Consider the following 17534-nt stretch of genomic DNA (forward strand, 5'->3'; position numbering starts at 1 on the left):
TGCCGTTGGCGCAGGATTTGTTTAAATCAGGTGTTCTTTTTTGTCCAGTTACAAATCCAAATCAACGTATATATCGGGTAATATTATATTGTAATTATTACGTATTTATAGGAAGAAGTTCCAGACATAACCTATTATATAAGGTAGCGGCTTTACTAAGTAGTTTTTAAATTTATACCTATATATATATTGTATGTAAAAATTTATCCTGTTATATTTGTCCTTTCATAATTACATACTATATAATGATAGATATTACATTGCCAGATGGCAGTATTAAGTCAGTTGAGAAGGGAACAACTTCCATGGACGTTGCAAAAAGCATTAGCGAAGGATTAGCTAGAAACGTTATTTCTGCAAAATTTAATGATACGGTTGTAGAAACCAAAACCCCATTAACAACCGACGGTACTCTTGTTTTATACACCTGGAACGATGATGAGGGTAAAAAAGCATTTTGGCATTCATCCGCACATATATTAGCTCAAGCAATTGGAACACTCTACCCTACTGCTAAGTTATGGGTTGGTCCGGCAATTGAAAATGGTTTTTATTATGATATTGATTTAGGCGAAGAAACCATATCTGATAAAGATTTTAAGCGTATTGAAGATAAGATGTTAGAAATAGCACGTGGAAAACATGAATTCAATATGCGGGAAGTTTCCAAACTAGAAGCGCTATCTTATTATAGAGATAAAAACAATTATAAATTAGATTTAATAGGGAACTTGGAAGATGGCACAATTACATTTTGCGATCATGACACATTTACAGATTTATGTCGCGGTGGCCATATTCCTAATACCGGAATTGTCAAAGCCGTTAAAATATTAAGTGTTGCTGGCGCTTATTGGAAAGGTGACGAAAACAATAAACAATTAACACGTGTTTATGGGATTTCATTTCCTAAACAAAAGGAATTAACAGAGTACCTTCACTTATTAGAAGAAGCAAAAAAACGCGATCATAGAAAGCTTGGAAAAGAGCTTGAACTTTTTACATTCTCCCAAAAAGTAGGTCAAGGTTTACCATTGTGGTTACCAAAAGGAGCTGCATTGCGGGAGCGTTTAGAGAATTTTCTTAAAAATGCGCAGAAAAAAGCTGGTTATGAAATGGTTGTTACACCGCATATTGGACAGAAAGAACTTTACGTAACATCTGGACACTATGAGAAATATGGTGAAGATAGCTTTCAACCTATACTAACACCTAAAGACGGCGAAGAGTTTTTATTGAAACCCATGAATTGCCCACACCACTGTGAGATATACAATAGTTTTCAGTGGTCTTATAAAGACTTACCAAAACGGTTTGCTGAATTTGGAACCGTTTATAGATATGAGCAAAGTGGAGAGTTACATGGCTTAACACGTGTAAGAGGTTTTACTCAAGATGATGCGCACATATTTTGTACGCCAGACCAATTAGATAAAGAGTTTAAAGATGTTATTGATTTAGTATTGTATGTCTTTGGATCTTTAGGGTTTGAAAACTTCACAGCACAAGTATCTTTACGCGATCCTGAAAATCCTGAAAAATATATTGGAAGTAATGAGAATTGGGAAAAAGCAGAAGCCGCTATTTTAAATGCCGCCAAGGACAAAAACTTAAATTATGTTGTAGAAACAGGCGAAGCTGCTTTTTATGGTCCAAAATTAGATTTTATGGTTAAAGATGCCCTTGGAAGACAATGGCAACTAGGCACCATTCAAGTCGATTATAATTTACCAGAACGATTTGAATTAACCTATAAAGGCAGTGACAACGAGCTACACAGACCCGTCATGATTCACCGTGCGCCTTTTGGTAGCATGGAAAGATTTGTAGCTATTTTACTAGAACACACCGCAGGTAACTTCCCATTGTGGTTGGTGCCTGAACAAGTAATTGTGTTATCTATTAGTGAAAAATATGAAAAATACGCGAAAAAAGTTTTAAATTCGCTAGAAAATGACGAAATTCGCGCCCTAATTGACAATAGAAACGAAACGATGGGTAAGAAAATTCGGGAAGCCGAAATGAAGAAGATACCATATATGATTATTGTTGGTGAGAACGAAGAACAAGAAAATAAAATTTCTGTTCGTCAGCATGGAGGTGAAGATCTTGGCATGATTTCTGTACAAGAGTTTACTGAATTGTTGAACAAAGAAGTCAATAAAACATTAAAGAAATTTTAATAAAAAATAAGTTAAACTAAAATTATAAGGCCATAGCAATACGTAGAAGAAGACAAGCTCCTCGTCGAGTAAATCAAGAAGATCAGCACAAAATCAACACTAAAATTAGGGTTGAAAAAGTGCGTTTAGTAGGTGACAATGTTGAAGTAGGTGTCTACCCAACAAAAGAAGCATTGGCAATAGCTGATGAGCAAGGGCTTGACCTTGTTGAAATATCGCCAAAAGCAGATCCTCCTGTTTGTAAAGTGATGGATTATAAAAAGTTTCTTTACGAACAAAAGAAACGTGAAAAGGTTTTAAAAGCGAAAGCTTCAAAAGTTGTTGTAAAAGAAATTCGTTTTGGTCCTCAAACTGATGATCATGATTACGAGTTTAAAAAGAAACATGCCGAGAAGTTTTTGCAAGAAGGTGCAAAGCTAAAAGCTTTTGTATTTTTTAAAGGCCGATCCATTGTTTTTAAAGAACAAGGACAAATTCTATTATTGCGTTTAGCGCAAGATTTAGAAGATTTAGGCAAAGTAGAACAAATGCCGAAGCTGGAAGGTAAACGAATGACGATGTTTATTGCTCCAAAAAAATCAAAATAACAAAAATGCTGTTCTCGACGCTTCGAGACAGATTGAAGATAGTAAGCGAAATAACTTAAACTAGGAAGAAAAATGCCTAAAATGAAAACCAAATCTAGTGCCAAGAAAAGATTTAAAATTACTGGTACTGGTAAAATTAAAAGAAAGCACGCTTTTAAGAGTCACATCTTAACAAAGAAATCTAAAAAGCGTAAGTTAGCATTAACTCATAGTACGTTAGTACATGACAATGATGTTAACAGCATTAAGGAACAATTACGATTAAAATAATTGTAAAAACGTTCGGTTAGAATTATTTATAAACCCTGGAGTTAGGCTCAAAAAAGTATCTGAAAAAGATCGCCTACTACAAAAAAATTTAAAATTATGCCAAGATCAGTAAATTCTGTTGCCAAAAGAGCCAGAAGAAAAAAGGTGCTTAAACAAGCAAAAGGTTACTTCGGACGTCGTAAAAACGTTTGGACAGTAGCAAAAAATGCGGTTGATAAAGCGATGCAATATTCGTACAGAGACCGTAGAGTTAAAAAGAGAACATTCCGTACATTATGGATCCAACGTATTAACGCTGGAGCTAGACAACATGGTATGTCTTACTCACAGTTTATGGGTAAAATGAAAGCTAACAATATCGAATTAAATCGTAAAGTTTTAGCTGATTTAGCCATGAATAACCCAGATGCATTTGCAGCTGTAGTAAAGAAAGTAAAGTAAGGCGTTTCGCCTATTGTAAAACATATTTCGCTTATAAAAAATCCGATTCTTAATTGAATCGGATTTTTTTATGCTTTAAAATAAAAACAGCGACATCCAAAACTGAATATCGCTGCCTCATGCTAATTAATCAAATCCCTTAATTTAATTAATGTTGAGTATTTAAACCCATGATAAATTGACTGTAATAGCTTTACAGAACTAAACTATAACTAAATTTACTCCTCACAAAAAAGACGTTTTGAAATGCAGCACTTTGTATGTGAATGCAATATAACACGGCTTTTCATATTTCTATTTTATAATATATCACATAGAGGCATTCATAAAAAAAACAGCGATATCAATTCTGATAGTCGCTGTTTTCAACTTAACCTAAATAGCCTGTTTAATTATTGAGTTCATTAGTACTTGATAACTCTTTTAATAATTTCGTTTTGATTTACTTCTATTTTTAAAAGATAAACACCATCCTCATAGTTGCTCAAATCTATGCTAGATTTCGTGGTCGTTTCTGTTGTATTCAATAATAACCTTCCGTTCAAATCATAAAGTGAAATTTTTGATTCCAATGCATTCGGAAAGCTAATGGAAACATGACCACTTGTTGGGTTTGGATACACGCGAATATTTTTTAAAGCTTCCACCTCTTCTAAACCTAAAGTGTCTTGAACATTTACAACAATTTCTACACGTGCACTTTCGCATCCATTTGCATTTGTACTAGCTACCCAATAGGATGCTGATCCAACTGTAGATGTATCTGGTGTAGGAGCTGTTGTTGAACCAGTCCCTCCAGTTTCTGTGGTGTACCACATTAAACCTGTACCTTCGGTTGCTGCTGTTAATGGGTTGGCAGTATCTCCTAATTCATAGGTTATTAAAGTTGTAGTTGTAGGTATATTTGGTATAGTAGAACCACTTGTTACAGGTGATCCAGCTAAAAAGTTTTGGGTTTGACCTGTTAACACCGAATTGTTATTTATAGTTGCATTATTTTGGTTTGCTGTAGCATCAAATATAGTGGTAATACTAGTATTATTTACAGCATTCAAACCTTGGTTAAATTTATAGTAAACCAATAACCCTGATTCCGTACCCTGCAATTCACAGTTTTTATTTGCATTAATTTGCCCCTCTGTTCTTGGTAGGTCCCATACTCTATACTCATCTATAGCTGCATTTCCAGAACCAATTTGGGATATATTAAATTCTTCAACAGGTACCATAGGCGTAAAAGTGCTATCTAAAATACCGTCTATATAAAAGCTGTATGAGTTAGATGAGTTTCTGCTTAAGGCTATATGATGCCAATCATCATCAGTTAAAGCTAGATTAGATACAAATTGCTCTTGGTAATCATAAAAATTCGAAATTCGAAAATTTAATTTATTATCTTGATCAACATTGAACGTATAAAAATTATTGATCTCAACTTCATCAATACCAGTTAAAATGTAAAGAGCTTCAGAAGTTTTAACCCAAAGTTCTACGGTAAATGCATTTGGTAAATTAAGTCCACCATCGACATCATTTATATAAAAGGCATTTGATGCTCCATTATTAGATGTACCCATACGGTAATGGTCTGCTGGTATTGCCACTTCAACCACAATTTCTACACGCTCACTTTCGCAACCATTATCATTGGTACTTGACACCCAATAAGTAGTTGAACCAACAGCATCTGTACTTGGCGTTGGTGCATTTACATTACCAGTCCCTCCTGTTTCCATAGTGTACCATAATAAACCTGTACCATTAGAACCTGTTGTTGCTGTTAGAGGAGTTGCTGTATCGTTTTGGGTATACGTTACTGGAGTCGTAACTGTCGCTTCAGAAGGAATTATTGAACCTGTTGTTACAGGAGAACCTGCTAACCAGTTAGATGTGCTTCCTGTTAAAGTAAAATTGTTTAAGGTTCCATTGTTAGCATTTGCTGTATGGTCTGTTAATGTCGTTTCAGAAGTGTTATCTTCTGAGTCAAGCCCTTGGTTAAAATTGTAATACGCAACTAAACCTGTTTCAGTGCCATCTAATTCACAATCTTTTGAACCATTTATTTGTTCTGCTGTTCTAGTAACATTCCAAATACGGATATCATCCATATTACCTGTAAAAAAACGACCAGGATATATTGGATTGTTTCCAATTAACACCGTCTGTGCATTGTTATTAATAATACCAGAAGCGGGAGCTTGAGTTTCTAATACACCATCTATATAAATCTTAATAGCGTTACCACCAAAAGTTGCAGCTATATGATGCCAATTACCATCGTTTATATTTGAAATTGAATTAATTTCTTGTACAGGTGTTACGCCGCTACATGTAAAATTCACAGTTCCTGAATCATTTAAATGCAACCTCCAACTATCATCCCCTTTTACCACTAAAGCATCCCATTGTTGCGGCATCACGCTTGAATTCACCCAAAGCTCTACAGTCATTTGATTTGTAAAATCGAAATTGGCCTCATTTGGAATACTAACCTGATCATTAACACCGTCAAAATTTAAATGGGTTGCTGGTGGTGGTGGTAAAATAGTCCCAAAATTTTGCCAAACTGATGCTGCTTGATAAGTTGCTACTGTTCCAGCAGGAACACTTAAAGTTGCCATACCAATATTTACACCTGTAAAAACATTGCTATTAATAGACAACGGTGTTACCCATTCGACTGTAACCGATGTTAAAGTATTACAAAATTCAAATGCATTAATACTAATATTTGTGACTGAACTAGGAATAACCACAGAAGTTAAACTAAAACACGCATTAAATGAAAGCTGTCCAATACTTGTAACAGAATCCCCCATATCTACGGAGGTTAAGTTTGTACAAAATCGAAACGCATTATTCCTTATTTCAGTCACGGTATTAGGAATTGTAATTGAAGTTAACGTTGTGCTATTTTCAAAGGCCGAGTCTAAAATTGAAACGACAGTATAACTAACACCAGCGTTTTGAACTGTTGAAGGAACTATTAATTCCCCCACATAACTTGCAGACGAAGTAACACCCACTGTATTGTTAGTTGTTGAAATAACAGAATAATTAACGCCACCTACAGAAAAGGTTTGAGCGGAAGCTGCAGTTACAAACAATACAGCAAAAATTAAAAGTAATTTTAGTTTCATAAAAAAATTTAGTTTGAATTAATTGTCGACCAAAACTAAATTTTTATCCACGAACTGCAAATAAACAGGGGTGAAATACAGTTGTTTGTATGTAAAATACTACTTAAAGCCTTTTATATAGGTTCGGGATAATGGAATTTCTACATCATTAACAAATACGGAAGAGGCTGTTATACGAAGCACTTTACTTTTATTTACAACATATGACCGATGGGTTTGTTTAAATATATCTGATGGTAGTTGTTTAAAAATAGTACTTAAGGACTGCCTAATTGTATATTTTTTAGAAGTTGTATAAATATTACTATAATTACCGTCAGCCATAATGTATTTAATAGCATCATATTCTAAATTCACAATGTCATATCCATCTTTAAACTGAAAACTTTGCTTTTGTTTTTTCTGAATAGCTAAACTAATGGATGCCAAAACATCTACTTTTTTAATGGGTTTTGTTAAATAAGCATCTGGATTCGTTTTTAAGGCTTCATTCATTAATGCAAAATCAGACTGTCCTGTGATAAAAATAACCGTTGCGTTCGTGTTTTTAGATTTTGATAATTCAATCCCGTCATTTAAACCACTTAAGTTGATATCCATTAAAATAATATCTGGTAGAAAGGAAGCCATTTCATGTAAAGCTGAGTTCTTATCGTGAACTATTTTTAAATTAGAAAATTGTTCATCCTGTAACAAATCAGCAATATATTCCGCTATAATCACATCATCCTCTACAATAAGGACTTTAGTGTTTTGGTAACTAGTCATTAGTAATGTGTTTTTCAAATGAAAAAGAGAATCCATTATCGGTTTCTATTTGATACTCTGTTTTTAACTGACGGCAAATTTTATCAATTAGTTTTGGCTTGACCTCTTTATTTTTTTCGCGTGAACCTGTATCGGAATAATTAAAATACATCCTGTTTTCTTTGTGAGTCAATCTGAAATTTATCGTTTTACTGTCTTCATTATCAAAGGCATGTTTAATGGAATTGATACACAACTCTGAAAGCAGTAAGCCAAAATACATGGCATGATCTGAAGAAATATCAACAGAATCGATTTTGAAATCGGTTTGAATATCGTTCTCCTTAAAGACCTCGAAGAAGCTAACTTTTACATCATTCAAATAGTTTGCAACATCTACTTTACTTTTATCCCTATTTTTATATAAATGCTTATGCAAGGTTGAAATAGCATCTACTTTTGTTAATATACTTTTAAGCTGGAACGCATTGTCTGGTGATGATTTTTTTAACTGATCTGAAATAAGAATAACAACAAGTTGTAAGTTGTTATTAATTCGGTGATTGGCTTCGCTTAATAAAAACTCATTTTCTTGTGACAGTAATTGTAACTTTCTATTGCTCTTTTTTGTTTTTTGTAGAAAATAGGTGATCAGTAATGTTACAACAATTGCTATTAAAAATAACCCCAATATGATATAAAGATTAATTTTATTCGAAGCTAATTCTTTATTTTTGTTTTTAATTTCAAGGTTACTAATTTTAATTTGATTTTCCTTTTCTGTAAGTTTATACTTTTCCTCAAGTTCAAATAAAAATTTATCATGCTCTTTTTTGTTATATGCATCTGTAAGCACCATACGATAGAGCAAATAATCGTATGCTTTTACATTATTACCTAGCTTTTTATAGGTTTCGTAAACGTTTATCGTTACAATTATTTGATTAAATAATAAGTCGTTGGCTTTTGTAAAATCTATAGCCTCCAACCCTATTTGTAAGGCTTTTTCTAATTGATTATCTTTAATTAAAGCATTGGTATAATTAATATAAACATCAGCTTGATGTTGTACCAAATTATTATTCTTGGCATATTCTAATAAATCTTTAAAATGGGTAATAGCGCCTTTTATATCTCCTCTTCGCTCATAAACACTAGCTAATTCTAATTTTGAATAAAATATATTATCCTTGTGATTTACCTTTTCTGCCAATTTTAAAGATTTATTAGCATAAATTATTACAGAATCTAAATTGCCAAAATGTTGTGAAAAAAGTGAAGCGCGCCTATTGTAGTAGCTAGATAAGTCAAATTCATTTATCATATTATTTTTTAAAATTGACTCTGCATTTTTTTGATGCTCTATTGCCACTTTAAATAAACCTCGTTTTCTATAAAACTCAATCATTTTAACATGATACAGAAATTTTAATTGGAGATCTTCTATTCGTTCAATCTCCTCATAGGCCTCCATTAAATACGCATTGGTTTTTTTAAAATCCAATTTCAATTTATAGGTATCGGCTAATCCTATTAGTAATTTTATTTTTTGTTCTGGACTTTGAGGTTCAGTTAAATGAGAATTAAAAAACGAAATAGCATCATCCAACTTGTTTTCATAAATCAGGTTTTGACCATAACTTATAATGGAATCATTTTGAGAAAATGATAATAGCGAAAAAAGTAAAAAAAGAAAAGCGATAGTATGCTTCATTCTAGGTCTTTTGTTTCTTTTTCCTAGCGGCTGGAAATAGCACGTTATTAAGAATTAATCGGTATCCAGGTGATGTTGGATATAAGTCCAATTCCGTTTTCGGATCACCAACTTTATGGGTATAATCCTCGGGATCATGACCACCATAAAAGGTAAAAAAACCTTTCCCTTTAACTCCATGTATGTATTTGGCTTCTCCATTGGTTTTGTTTTCACCTAAAACTAACACATTTGCCTTTATTTGATCTCGACTATACGAGGTAGTTTGTCCCATAAAGCCTTTAACTAAAGCTGTATGATTTTGATTTAACATAGTTGGAATTGGATCCCATTTTGCCGAAAAATCCATTAACGTAAAATAATCCGTCATTTTTGGTATTCTACGTTTTGTTGTCATATCAATAGAGGAGAACTCATAGATGTTAGGATCCCGTTCTAGAATATAATCTTTGAATGCGAAGGTTCTAGCATAATCAATTTTACTTTGATAGTTAGCATCACTAGGGTCGCCATCAAACATGGGTTCGCAAATATCAACACCATCGGCAGATAATGCAATATCAAAACTATCCGTAGCACTACACATGGCAAACATAAAGCCACCGCCAATAACATAATCTCTAATCTTGTTGGCAACCGCTAATTTCTGATTGGAAACCTTATCATAGCCTAGCCGTTTTGCCAGAGCTTCGGCAGCTTTCTTTTCTTCAATATACCAAGAAACCGCTTTGTAGTTGGCGTAAAACTTTCCGTATTGCCCCGTAAAATCTTCATGATGTAAATGCAACCAGTCATATAATAACAAGGCATCATTCAATACTTCCTCATCATAAATTGTTTCATAAGGAATTTCAGCATAGGTTAAAACCATAGTTACGGCATCATCCCAAGGTAAATTCCCTTTTGGTGAATACACAGCAATTTTGGGTGCTTTTTCAAGCACAACCGATTCCATATTTTTACTCGGACTGCTAATTTCAGTAAGAATAGCTTCTGCTTTAGAATCCGAAAGAACTTCAAAAGACACACCACGGATTTGACATTCCCGACGAATGCGCTCCGTATCGGGGAGCAAAAAGGACCCACCTCTATAATTCAGCAACCAATTTACTTTTAGTTGATTATCCAGAGTCCAATAGGTAATACCGTAAGCCTTGAGATGGTTTTTCTGGCTTTCGGCATCCATAGGAATTAAAATATAGGATGCAAAACTATTTAAGGTAAACAAAAACAGTAAGAGAACGGTTAACTTTTTCATAGTTGAAAGATACTGAAAATATAGACCTTTCAAATTAATTTAAAATAATTTTAACCTCGATAATGGTCTAGTTTTTACCCGATAATAAATTAGCAATTACTTTAGTACTTTCAAACTGTTCCAACATGATTTTTAAGAAAACAGTGATTGGAATAGCCATAATTAAACCTGGTACTCCCCAGATATACCCCCAAAGCATAAGCATAACCAAAACAGTAATAACGTTTAATGAAAACGATTTTCCCATAAAAACCGGTTCAAGAATAGAACCAAAAAGAACCTGAACACCTGTGATTGAAACCACAAAGAAGAATAAAATGCTCGTAGGATCTAACTCAATAAAAGCAAATGCTGATAATAAAACCACTGTAATAATGGAACCAACCATTTGAACAAAATTAATTAAAAAGGCAAATAAACCCCAGAATATAGGAAAGCTAACATCAAAAAACAGACAAGCCAAACCGGTTCCAATTCCAGTGGCTAAACTAACGGCAAATTTAACCTTGACAAACGTCATTAAATCATTTTCAATTTTAATAAAGGTTTTTACGGAGGTGTGTTTCAGTTTAAGTAACGTGTTATTCAGTACTTTTTGAATATTAATAGACTCGGCTAGCCATAAGACAACAAAAAATATGGTCATTAATATCATCGTTAAAGTTTTCCGAACAAAATCAATAGTAACCCCAATTGTTTCCTCGTGAATGAATTTTTTAAAGAAGCTTTCTTTACTATCAACCTCAATTCCAAAGGTTTCATTCCTCATAAGTAAAAGGGCATCAAATTTTTCTTCAGCCTTTACAAAAAATTCCGTTTCCGAATTTAAGATTTCACGACCTGAAACTTTAACGAGTTCCAGACCAATTTTTAAACCAATAGCTATTAAGAGAACCACTATTATTATGCTTATTGCTCTTGGAATTTTCTTTCTACCTAACCAACGCATGAGCGGTAAAAATAGTAAGGCAATAAACATGGAGAAAATCAACGGAATAAATATAAACGAAAGTATTTTCAGTAAAAAAAACACCAACGGAATTACGATGATGGATAATAATATATTTGTAGTACGCAACTGGTTCATATAAAAGCCACAATTAAATGGAATTGCAAAATTAAGTCAAAAACATGGTATGCCTGCTAAAAGTTAGGACAATTTTAAGTTTTTAAAATTAGAAAGAAAATGTTTAAAATGAGTTGCGCCAATCCGTCGAGTTTAAAAAGGAACATCATTATCATCTGGAGCACCAAAGGCATCATTAGGCGATGGAAAATGGTCTGCTTTAAATGTGTTATCATTTGCGGCCTCGTTCATTTTGGAATGAAATTCATGATCAAATGGTGTATCAAAATCATCTAAATTATCAAACTTACCAAGATTACCAATAAATTTCAGCCGGATGTTATCCAATCCACCGTTTCTGTGTTTGGCAATAATAAATTCGGCCTGACCTTCTGTTGGCGAACGTTCATCATCATCCCATTCATCAATTTTATAATATTCTGGACGGTAAATAAAACTCACAATATCCGCATCCTGCTCAATAGCACCAGATTCACGTAAATCTGATAGTAACGGGCGTTTACTTCCACCACGCGTTTCAACAGCACGCGATAATTGAGATAAAGCAATTACTGGTACACTTAATTCTTTAGCCAAAGCTTTTAAGTTTCGAGAAATTGTAGAAATTTCTTGTTCACGGTTTCCGCCTTTCTGACTTCCTCCGGCCGTCATTAATTGTAAATAATCCACCATGATTAATTTAATACCATGTTGAGATGCTAAACGTCTGGCTTTTGCTCGTAAATCGAAAATAGAAAGGGATGGTGTATCATCAATAAACAAAGGTGCTTTTTCCAGACCCTTAACTTTTACGTTTAATTGTTCCCACTCGTGCTTTTCTAGTTTACCTGTACGTAATTTCTCTGAAGACAAACCTGTTTCACTCGAAATTAAACGCATAATTAATTGTACTGAAGCCATCTCTAAAGAAAAGAAAGCCACAGGAATATTTTGATCCACAGCAATATTTCTGGCCATAGATAAGGTTAAAGCGGTTTTACCCATACCAGGACGGGCTGCCACGATAATTAAATCACTTTCTTGCCATCCCGAAGTTAACTTATCCAATTTGGTAAAACCTGTTGGAATACCACTTAAGCCGTCTTTATTAGAAATTTCTTCAATTTTTTTCTTGGCTTGAATTACCAAACTTTGAGCGGTTTCACTAGATTTTTTAATATTTCCTTGTGTGACTTCGTATAATTTAGCTTCCGCTTTATCCAATAAATCAAAAACATCTTGCGTTTCGTCGTATGAGTCTTCTATAATTTCACTCGAAATTTTTATTAAACTTCGTTGAATAAATTTCTGTAAAATAATACGGGCATGGAACTCAATATGTGCAGAAGATGACACTTTTTGTGTAAGTGAAATCAGGTAAAAATCGCCACCAGCAACATCCAGTTTTAAATTTTTCTTTAACTGACTTGAAACGGTTAATAAGTCAATGGGCTCACTATTTTCAAATAACTGAAAAATGGCTTCAAAAATATGTTGATGTGCTTCTTTATAGAATGCATCAGGACTTAAAATATCAATAACCTCATCAACACCTTTTTTGTCAATCATCATAGCTCCAAGCACAACTTCCTCTAAATCAATAGCTTGCGGTGGTATTTTACCTTTTTCAAGACTGATTAAAGTGCTTTTGTCTACGGGATATCCCTTTATTTGATTCGGTTGTTTCATAGGAGCGAAAGTAATTAAAAGGTTGCTATAATGATAGCAGTTTTAGAGTTTCGTTGTTAACCATAAGTTAACAATTTAACTGTTAATAAGTCGATTATATTGTTAATAAGCATAAAAAAATCTGAAATAAAAAATTTCAGATTTTAAAGTTGTATAGTATGAAAAGGATTAGCCTTTAAAAACACCCATATTCATATATTTATCCATTCTATTTTTCACTAATTCTTTTGGTGATAAGTTTTTAAGCTCCTCAAAAGATTTTAAAATAGCATCACGAACCGATAAAAAAGTTGTTTCACGATCACTATGAGCACCACCAAGTGGTTCCTTAATAATCTGATCTACTAATTTCATTCGTTTCATATCTGTAGCAGTCAATTTTAAGGCATCGGCTGCTAATTCCTTATATTCCCAGCTGCGCCATAGGATAGACGAACAAGATTCAGGTGAAATTACGGAATACCAGGTGTTCTCCAACATCATGACTTTATCTCCTACACCAATTCCTAACGCACCACCCGAGGCACCTTCACCAATTATAACGGTAATAATTGGTACTTTTAAGCGTGTCATTTCTAATATATTTCTAGCAATTGCCTCTCCTTGGCCGCGTTCTTCCGCTTCCAATCCCGGATAAGCACCTGGTGTATCAATTAAGGTAATGACAGGAATACCGAATTTTTCAGCAGATTTCATTAAACGCAATGCTTTTCTGTAACCTTCAGGATTGGCCATTCCAAAGTTTCGGTATTGGCGTGTTTTGGTATTATACCCTTTTTGTTGGCCAATAATCATGAAACTTTGATCACCAATTTTACCTAAACCACCAATCATGGCTTTATCATCCTTAACGTTTCGATCGCCATGAAGCTCTAAAAACGATTCACCACAAAGTGCTTTTACATAATCCAATGTATATGGACGGTTTGGATGACGTGACATTTGTACACGCTGCCAAGGCGTTAAATTCTTATATATATCTTTTTTAGTAGCAATCAACTTCTTTTCAATCTGCTTGCAAGTCTCGGTTACATCTACTTCACTCTCCGTACCTATTATCTCGCATTTCTGTAACTGCTCTTCAAGTTCTTTAATAGGAAGTTCAAATTCTAAATATTCCATAGGAATTTTTAATTTAAATTAGTTAGCCTACAAACCTACATATTTTTTTCATTTTAAACCGAAGTAAAAAGACGAAATATTAGGCATGCATAACGCTTTTTACAAAAGTACTAATTACCAATTACATGGTAAAAGCATTATTAATTTTATGACACCATGGTTACTTTATTCCGACGATTTCTTCTATTTTTTAATATGCCGTTAAGTACTACAACACTAATTATAATGGAAGCTCCAATGTAAAAATTAGTGCTCATCTTTTCTTTTTCCGGAAAAATAAGTATGGCCAAAATGATGCCGTAAATGGGCTCCAAATTATAGGTTAACACAACCGTAAATGGACTTATGTAGCGCATTACATATACCGAAGCTATAAATGCATAGGCTGTACATACGGAAGCCAAAATTAAAAGGTAGGTTATATCCGATAGATGGAGGGCGAAAAATTCTGAAGAAAAACCATTTCCGGCAAAAAACAAATACAGGCTTATAAAAATGACTCCACTAATAAACTCATAAAATGAAATGACCGTTGCCGAATGCTTCTCTAAAAACTTACCGTTTAAAACAGCAAAAAGTGATGATAAGAAAGCTGAAACAATACCTAAAACAATACCTAACCAATAATGAAGTTCACTTTGTGTGATTACAAAAACCCCAATTATAACGAGAATCCCAAATAGGATTTCATATCCTATCAATTTTCGTTTATAAATTAAGGGCTCTATAAAGGAAGCAAAGAAGGCTCCAGTAGAAAACATGGCTAAAGTAATAGATATGTTAGACACTTTTATTGCTGCAAAAAACGTAATCCAATGTAAGGCTATAACAATACCCGCAAAACCTAGCATGAGCATAGATTGACGTGATATTCTAATTTTTGCTTTGGAAAAATAGACATAAACACCCATAAAAATTAGGGCAATAAGCATGCGATACCAAACAAGAGAAACTGCCTCAATAGAAATTAACTGTCCTAGTATAGCTGTAAATCCAGCAATAAAAACCAACAGATGTAAATGTGCGTAGTTTTTTAATTTATCGTTTAGCATTATACAAGAGGTAAGAAGCTAATATACCGAATAATATATTTGGAAACCACACAGCAATAAGTGGCGGGAAATCTGATTGCGATGCCAACACACCAAATATCTTATCAAAGAATACAAATACCATGGCAATACCAATACCAAACGCCAGGTTTACGCCCATGCCTCCTCGCCTTTTAATAGATGAAACAGAAAGGGCAATAATGGTTAAAATAAATACGGAAACGGGTAAACTCCAAATTCTATACTTCACTAATTTGTAACGGCTAATATAAGATGAACCACGTGCCTCTTCTTTTTCAATAAACCTATTTAATTCGCCATATTGAAGGGTTTCCGCAATATATTCTACAGGTGTTAAATCTTCTAAATCAAAATCAAAATGAACATTTTTCCGACGGCTTTCTTCCAGAATATCATCACCATCACCTATGGTTCTTTTTACGTAATTAGTTAGCCTGTAGGTAGAGTCTTCTTCTTCATAACGAATTGTATTTGCCGTAATTTTGTAAATCACTCGATCATTTTCAATATGTTCTAAAGTGAAATTTTGCCCTAATTTTTGTTTTGTATCAAAACTACTTACATAAATATAATCGTTGTCATTAATCTGCCTATAAACATTTTGATTATCTATAGGACTTTTATTCGTTTTTAAGTACTTGTAATTAAAATCATTAAAACCCTTACTCGCTTCCGGCGCTAAATATAAACCTAAAATTAAAGCCAAAATTGAAACGATAGTTGCGCCAATTAAATAGGGTCTTAAAAAACGAGTAAAAGAAACACCAGAGCTTAAAAAGGCGATAATTTCTGTGTTATTTGCTAATTTGGAGGTAAACCAAATAACAGACAAAAATAAAAATAACGGGAATAATAGATGTGCAAAGTAAATAGTAAAATCTAGAAAATACAGCATGACCTCACCAAAAGGTGCTTCATTCTCTAAAATTTTACCAATTTTTTCGGCTAGGTGAACCGTTATTCCTATTGGAATAAACAGTAACAACATAACAAAAAATGTAAAGAGATAACGTTTTAATATATACCAATCTAATATTTTCAATTTCTGTAGCTTCTAAATTAAAGGCGGTTATCCATTTGTTTTACCATCTTATCTTTCCAAGTGGCAAAATCTCCTGCTAATATATGTTTTCTCGCTTGACGAACCAACCACATATAAAAACCTAAATTATGAATGGTAGCAATTTGTTTTCCTAACAATTCATTAACCGTAAACAAATGTCTTAAATAGGCTTTGCTATATTGGGTATCAACAAAGGTGATTCCCATGTCGTCAATAGGCGAAAAATCTTCACGCCATTTTAAGTTTTTAATGTTTATGGAACCATGAGCCGTAAAAAGCATCCCATTTCGTGCATTTCTAGTAGGCATGACACAGTCAAACATATCAACACCTAAGGCTATATTTTCTAAAATATTAATTGGCGTTCCAACTCCCATTAAATATCGGGGTTTATCTTCAGGTAAAATAGCAGTTACTACTTCTGTCATGCCGTACATTTCTTCGGCGGGTTCACCAACCGATAATCCTCCAATAGCATTACCTACTGCTCCTGCATTGGCAATATATTCTGCCGATTGTTTTCGTAAATCCTTGTACGTACTTCCTTGAACTATTGGAAAAAAAGCTTGATCATACCCGTATTTTAGTGGTGTTTTTTCCAAATGATTAATACATCTATCCAACCATCTATGCGTCATGTGCATGGATCGTTTGGCGTATCTATAATCGCATGGATATGGTGTACACTCATCAAAAGCCATAATAATATCAGCACCAATAGAACGTTGAATTTCCATGACGTTTTCAGGTGTAAAGAAATGGTAACTTCCATCAATATGACTTTTAAATTTAACCCCTTCTTCCTTAATTTTTCTATTTGCAGATAGGGAATATACTTGGTACCCACCAGAGTCGGTTAAAATATTCCGGTCCCAATTCATAAATTTATGTATTCCACCCGCTTTTTCCAATACATCTGTTTGTGGACGTAAGTATAAATGGTAGGTGTTTCCTAAAATTATATCGGGATTAATTTCATTCTTGAGGTCACGCTGATGCACACCTTTTACGGTTGCAACGGTTCCTACAGGCATAAAAATTGGTGTTTCAATTACACCATGGTCCGTTGTTAATTTTCCGGCCCTTGCTTTTGTTTTCGGGTCTGTTGCTTTTAAGTCAAATGTCATATTCAAATTATCATGAGAGGGCAAATATAAATAAGATATTACGATGTACTTCTT

14 protein-coding genes are annotated in these 17534 nt (G+C 33.6%); 4 read left to right on the plus strand and 10 right to left on the minus strand.

All coding sequences use genetic code 11. The features are described 5' to 3' along the window. Positions 1-245 precede the first annotated feature (245 nt). The 4 genes from thrS (at position 246) to rplT (ending at position 3481) form a co-directional block, all read left to right on the plus strand. Positions 246-2183 carry a threonine--tRNA ligase gene (gene thrS / locus ACFPH8_RS11925; protein WP_376861239.1) on the plus strand — a complete coding sequence of 646 codons (1938 nt, stop codon included), beginning with the start codon at positions 246-248 and terminating at the stop codon, positions 2181-2183. Between the two features lie 32 nt (positions 2184-2215). Beyond that, positions 2216-2770, plus strand: coding sequence for a translation initiation factor IF-3 (gene infC, locus ACFPH8_RS11930; protein WP_197503540.1), 555 nt, complete (start codon positions 2216-2218; stop codon positions 2768-2770). Positions 2771-2842: 72 nt separating this feature from the next. Then, positions 2843-3040, plus strand: coding sequence for a 50S ribosomal protein L35 (gene rpmI / locus ACFPH8_RS11935; protein WP_092208693.1), 198 nt, complete (start codon positions 2843-2845; stop codon positions 3038-3040). 96 nt (positions 3041-3136) lie between these two features. Then, entirely contained in the window at positions 3137-3481 is a 345-nt protein-coding gene (rplT, locus tag ACFPH8_RS11940) for a 50S ribosomal protein L20 (protein ID WP_248398665.1), read from the plus strand. A 404-nt stretch (positions 3482-3885) separates the two neighbouring features. Here rplT and ACFPH8_RS11945 read toward each other — a convergent pair whose 3' ends face one another. The 10 genes from ACFPH8_RS11945 to tgt all read right to left on the minus strand — a co-directional run bounded on the left by ACFPH8_RS11945 (position 3886) and on the right by tgt (position 17480). Beyond that, a complete protein-coding gene (locus ACFPH8_RS11945) occupies positions 3886-6621 on the minus strand; it encodes a LamG-like jellyroll fold domain-containing protein (RefSeq protein WP_376861242.1) in 2736 nt (911 codons plus the stop codon). Positions 6622-6720: 99 nt separating this feature from the next. Next, positions 6721-7389, minus strand: coding sequence for a LytR/AlgR family response regulator transcription factor (locus ACFPH8_RS11950; protein WP_376861244.1), 669 nt, complete (start codon positions 7387-7389; stop codon positions 6721-6723). Further along, positions 7382-9082, minus strand: a complete 1701-nt coding sequence (locus ACFPH8_RS11955) for a tetratricopeptide repeat-containing sensor histidine kinase (protein WP_376861246.1) — start codon at positions 9080-9082, stop codon at positions 7382-7384. The genes ACFPH8_RS11950 and ACFPH8_RS11955 overlap by 8 nt, the downstream gene beginning before the upstream one ends. A 1-nt stretch (position 9083) precedes the next feature. After that, positions 9084-10268 (minus strand): asparagine synthetase B, encoded by a 1185-nt coding sequence (locus tag ACFPH8_RS11960; RefSeq protein WP_376861575.1) that lies wholly within the window; start codon positions 10266-10268, stop codon positions 9084-9086. A gap of 139 nt (positions 10269-10407) precedes the next feature. Next, positions 10408-11427 carry an AI-2E family transporter gene (locus ACFPH8_RS11965; protein WP_376861248.1) on the minus strand — a complete coding sequence of 340 codons (1020 nt, stop codon included), beginning with the start codon at positions 11425-11427 and terminating at the stop codon, positions 10408-10410. A 132-nt stretch (positions 11428-11559) separates the two neighbouring features. Beyond that, complete coding sequence (gene dnaB, locus ACFPH8_RS11970; protein WP_248398653.1) at positions 11560-13095, minus strand: replicative DNA helicase; 1536 nt, start codon at positions 13093-13095, stop codon at positions 11560-11562. A 168-nt stretch (positions 13096-13263) separates the two neighbouring features. After that, complete coding sequence (locus ACFPH8_RS11975; RefSeq protein ID WP_248398651.1) at positions 13264-14217, minus strand: acetyl-CoA carboxylase carboxyltransferase subunit alpha; 954 nt, start codon at positions 14215-14217, stop codon at positions 13264-13266. 146 nt (positions 14218-14363) lie between these two features. Beyond that, on the minus strand, positions 14364-15269 hold the full coding sequence (locus ACFPH8_RS11980; protein ID WP_376861251.1) for a DMT family transporter: 906 nt from the start codon (positions 15267-15269) through the stop codon (positions 14364-14366). Further along, the gene (locus ACFPH8_RS11985; RefSeq protein ID WP_376861253.1) at positions 15256-16332 is read right to left on the minus strand and encodes an LptF/LptG family permease; all 1077 of its coding nucleotides are present in this window, start codon (positions 16330-16332) and stop codon (positions 15256-15258) included. Before ACFPH8_RS11985 ends, ACFPH8_RS11980 begins: the two co-directional genes overlap by 14 nt. A 17-nt stretch (positions 16333-16349) precedes the next feature. After that, positions 16350-17480, minus strand: a complete 1131-nt coding sequence (tgt, locus tag ACFPH8_RS11990) for a tRNA guanosine(34) transglycosylase Tgt (protein WP_376861255.1) — start codon at positions 17478-17480, stop codon at positions 16350-16352. Positions 17481-17534 lie beyond the last annotated feature (54 nt).

This window comes from Bizionia hallyeonensis (genome assembly GCF_042657385.1).
GTDB lineage: Bacteria > Bacteroidota > Bacteroidia > Flavobacteriales > Flavobacteriaceae > Algorimicrobium > Algorimicrobium hallyeonense.

What these genes read in the sequence shown, in the direction of transcription:
- thrS (WP_376861239.1), top strand. Translation starts at nt 246, where the DNA reads ATGATAGATATTACATTGCCAGATGGCAGTATTAAGTCAGTTGAGAAG.
- rpmI (WP_092208693.1), top strand. Translation starts at nt 2,843, where the DNA reads ATGCCTAAAATGAAAACCAAATCTAGTGCCAAGAAAAGATTTAAAATT.
- rplT (WP_248398665.1), top strand. Translation starts at nt 3,137, where the DNA reads ATGCCAAGATCAGTAAATTCTGTTGCCAAAAGAGCCAGAAGAAAAAAG.
- ACFPH8_RS11945 (WP_376861242.1), bottom strand. Translation starts at nt 6,621, where the DNA reads ATGAAACTAAAATTACTTTTAATTTTTGCTGTATTGTTTGTAACTGCA.
- ACFPH8_RS11950 (WP_376861244.1), bottom strand. Translation starts at nt 7,389, where the DNA reads ATGACTAGTTACCAAAACACTAAAGTCCTTATTGTAGAGGATGATGTG.
- ACFPH8_RS11955 (WP_376861246.1), bottom strand. Translation starts at nt 9,082, where the DNA reads ATGAAGCATACTATCGCTTTTCTTTTTTTACTTTTTTCGCTATTATCA.
- ACFPH8_RS11960 (WP_376861575.1), bottom strand. Translation starts at nt 10,268, where the DNA reads ATGGATGCCGAAAGCCAGAAAAACCATCTCAAGGCTTACGGTATTACC.
- ACFPH8_RS11965 (WP_376861248.1), bottom strand. Translation starts at nt 11,427, where the DNA reads ATGAACCAGTTGCGTACTACAAATATATTATTATCCATCATCGTAATT.
- dnaB (WP_248398653.1), bottom strand. Translation starts at nt 13,095, where the DNA reads ATGAAACAACCGAATCAAATAAAGGGATATCCCGTAGACAAAAGCACT.
- ACFPH8_RS11975 (WP_248398651.1), bottom strand. Translation starts at nt 14,217, where the DNA reads ATGGAATATTTAGAATTTGAACTTCCTATTAAAGAACTTGAAGAGCAG.
- ACFPH8_RS11980 (WP_376861251.1), bottom strand. Translation starts at nt 15,269, where the DNA reads ATGCTAAACGATAAATTAAAAAACTACGCACATTTACATCTGTTGGTT.
- tgt (WP_376861255.1), bottom strand. Translation starts at nt 17,480, where the DNA reads ATGACATTTGACTTAAAAGCAACAGACCCGAAAACAAAAGCAAGGGCC.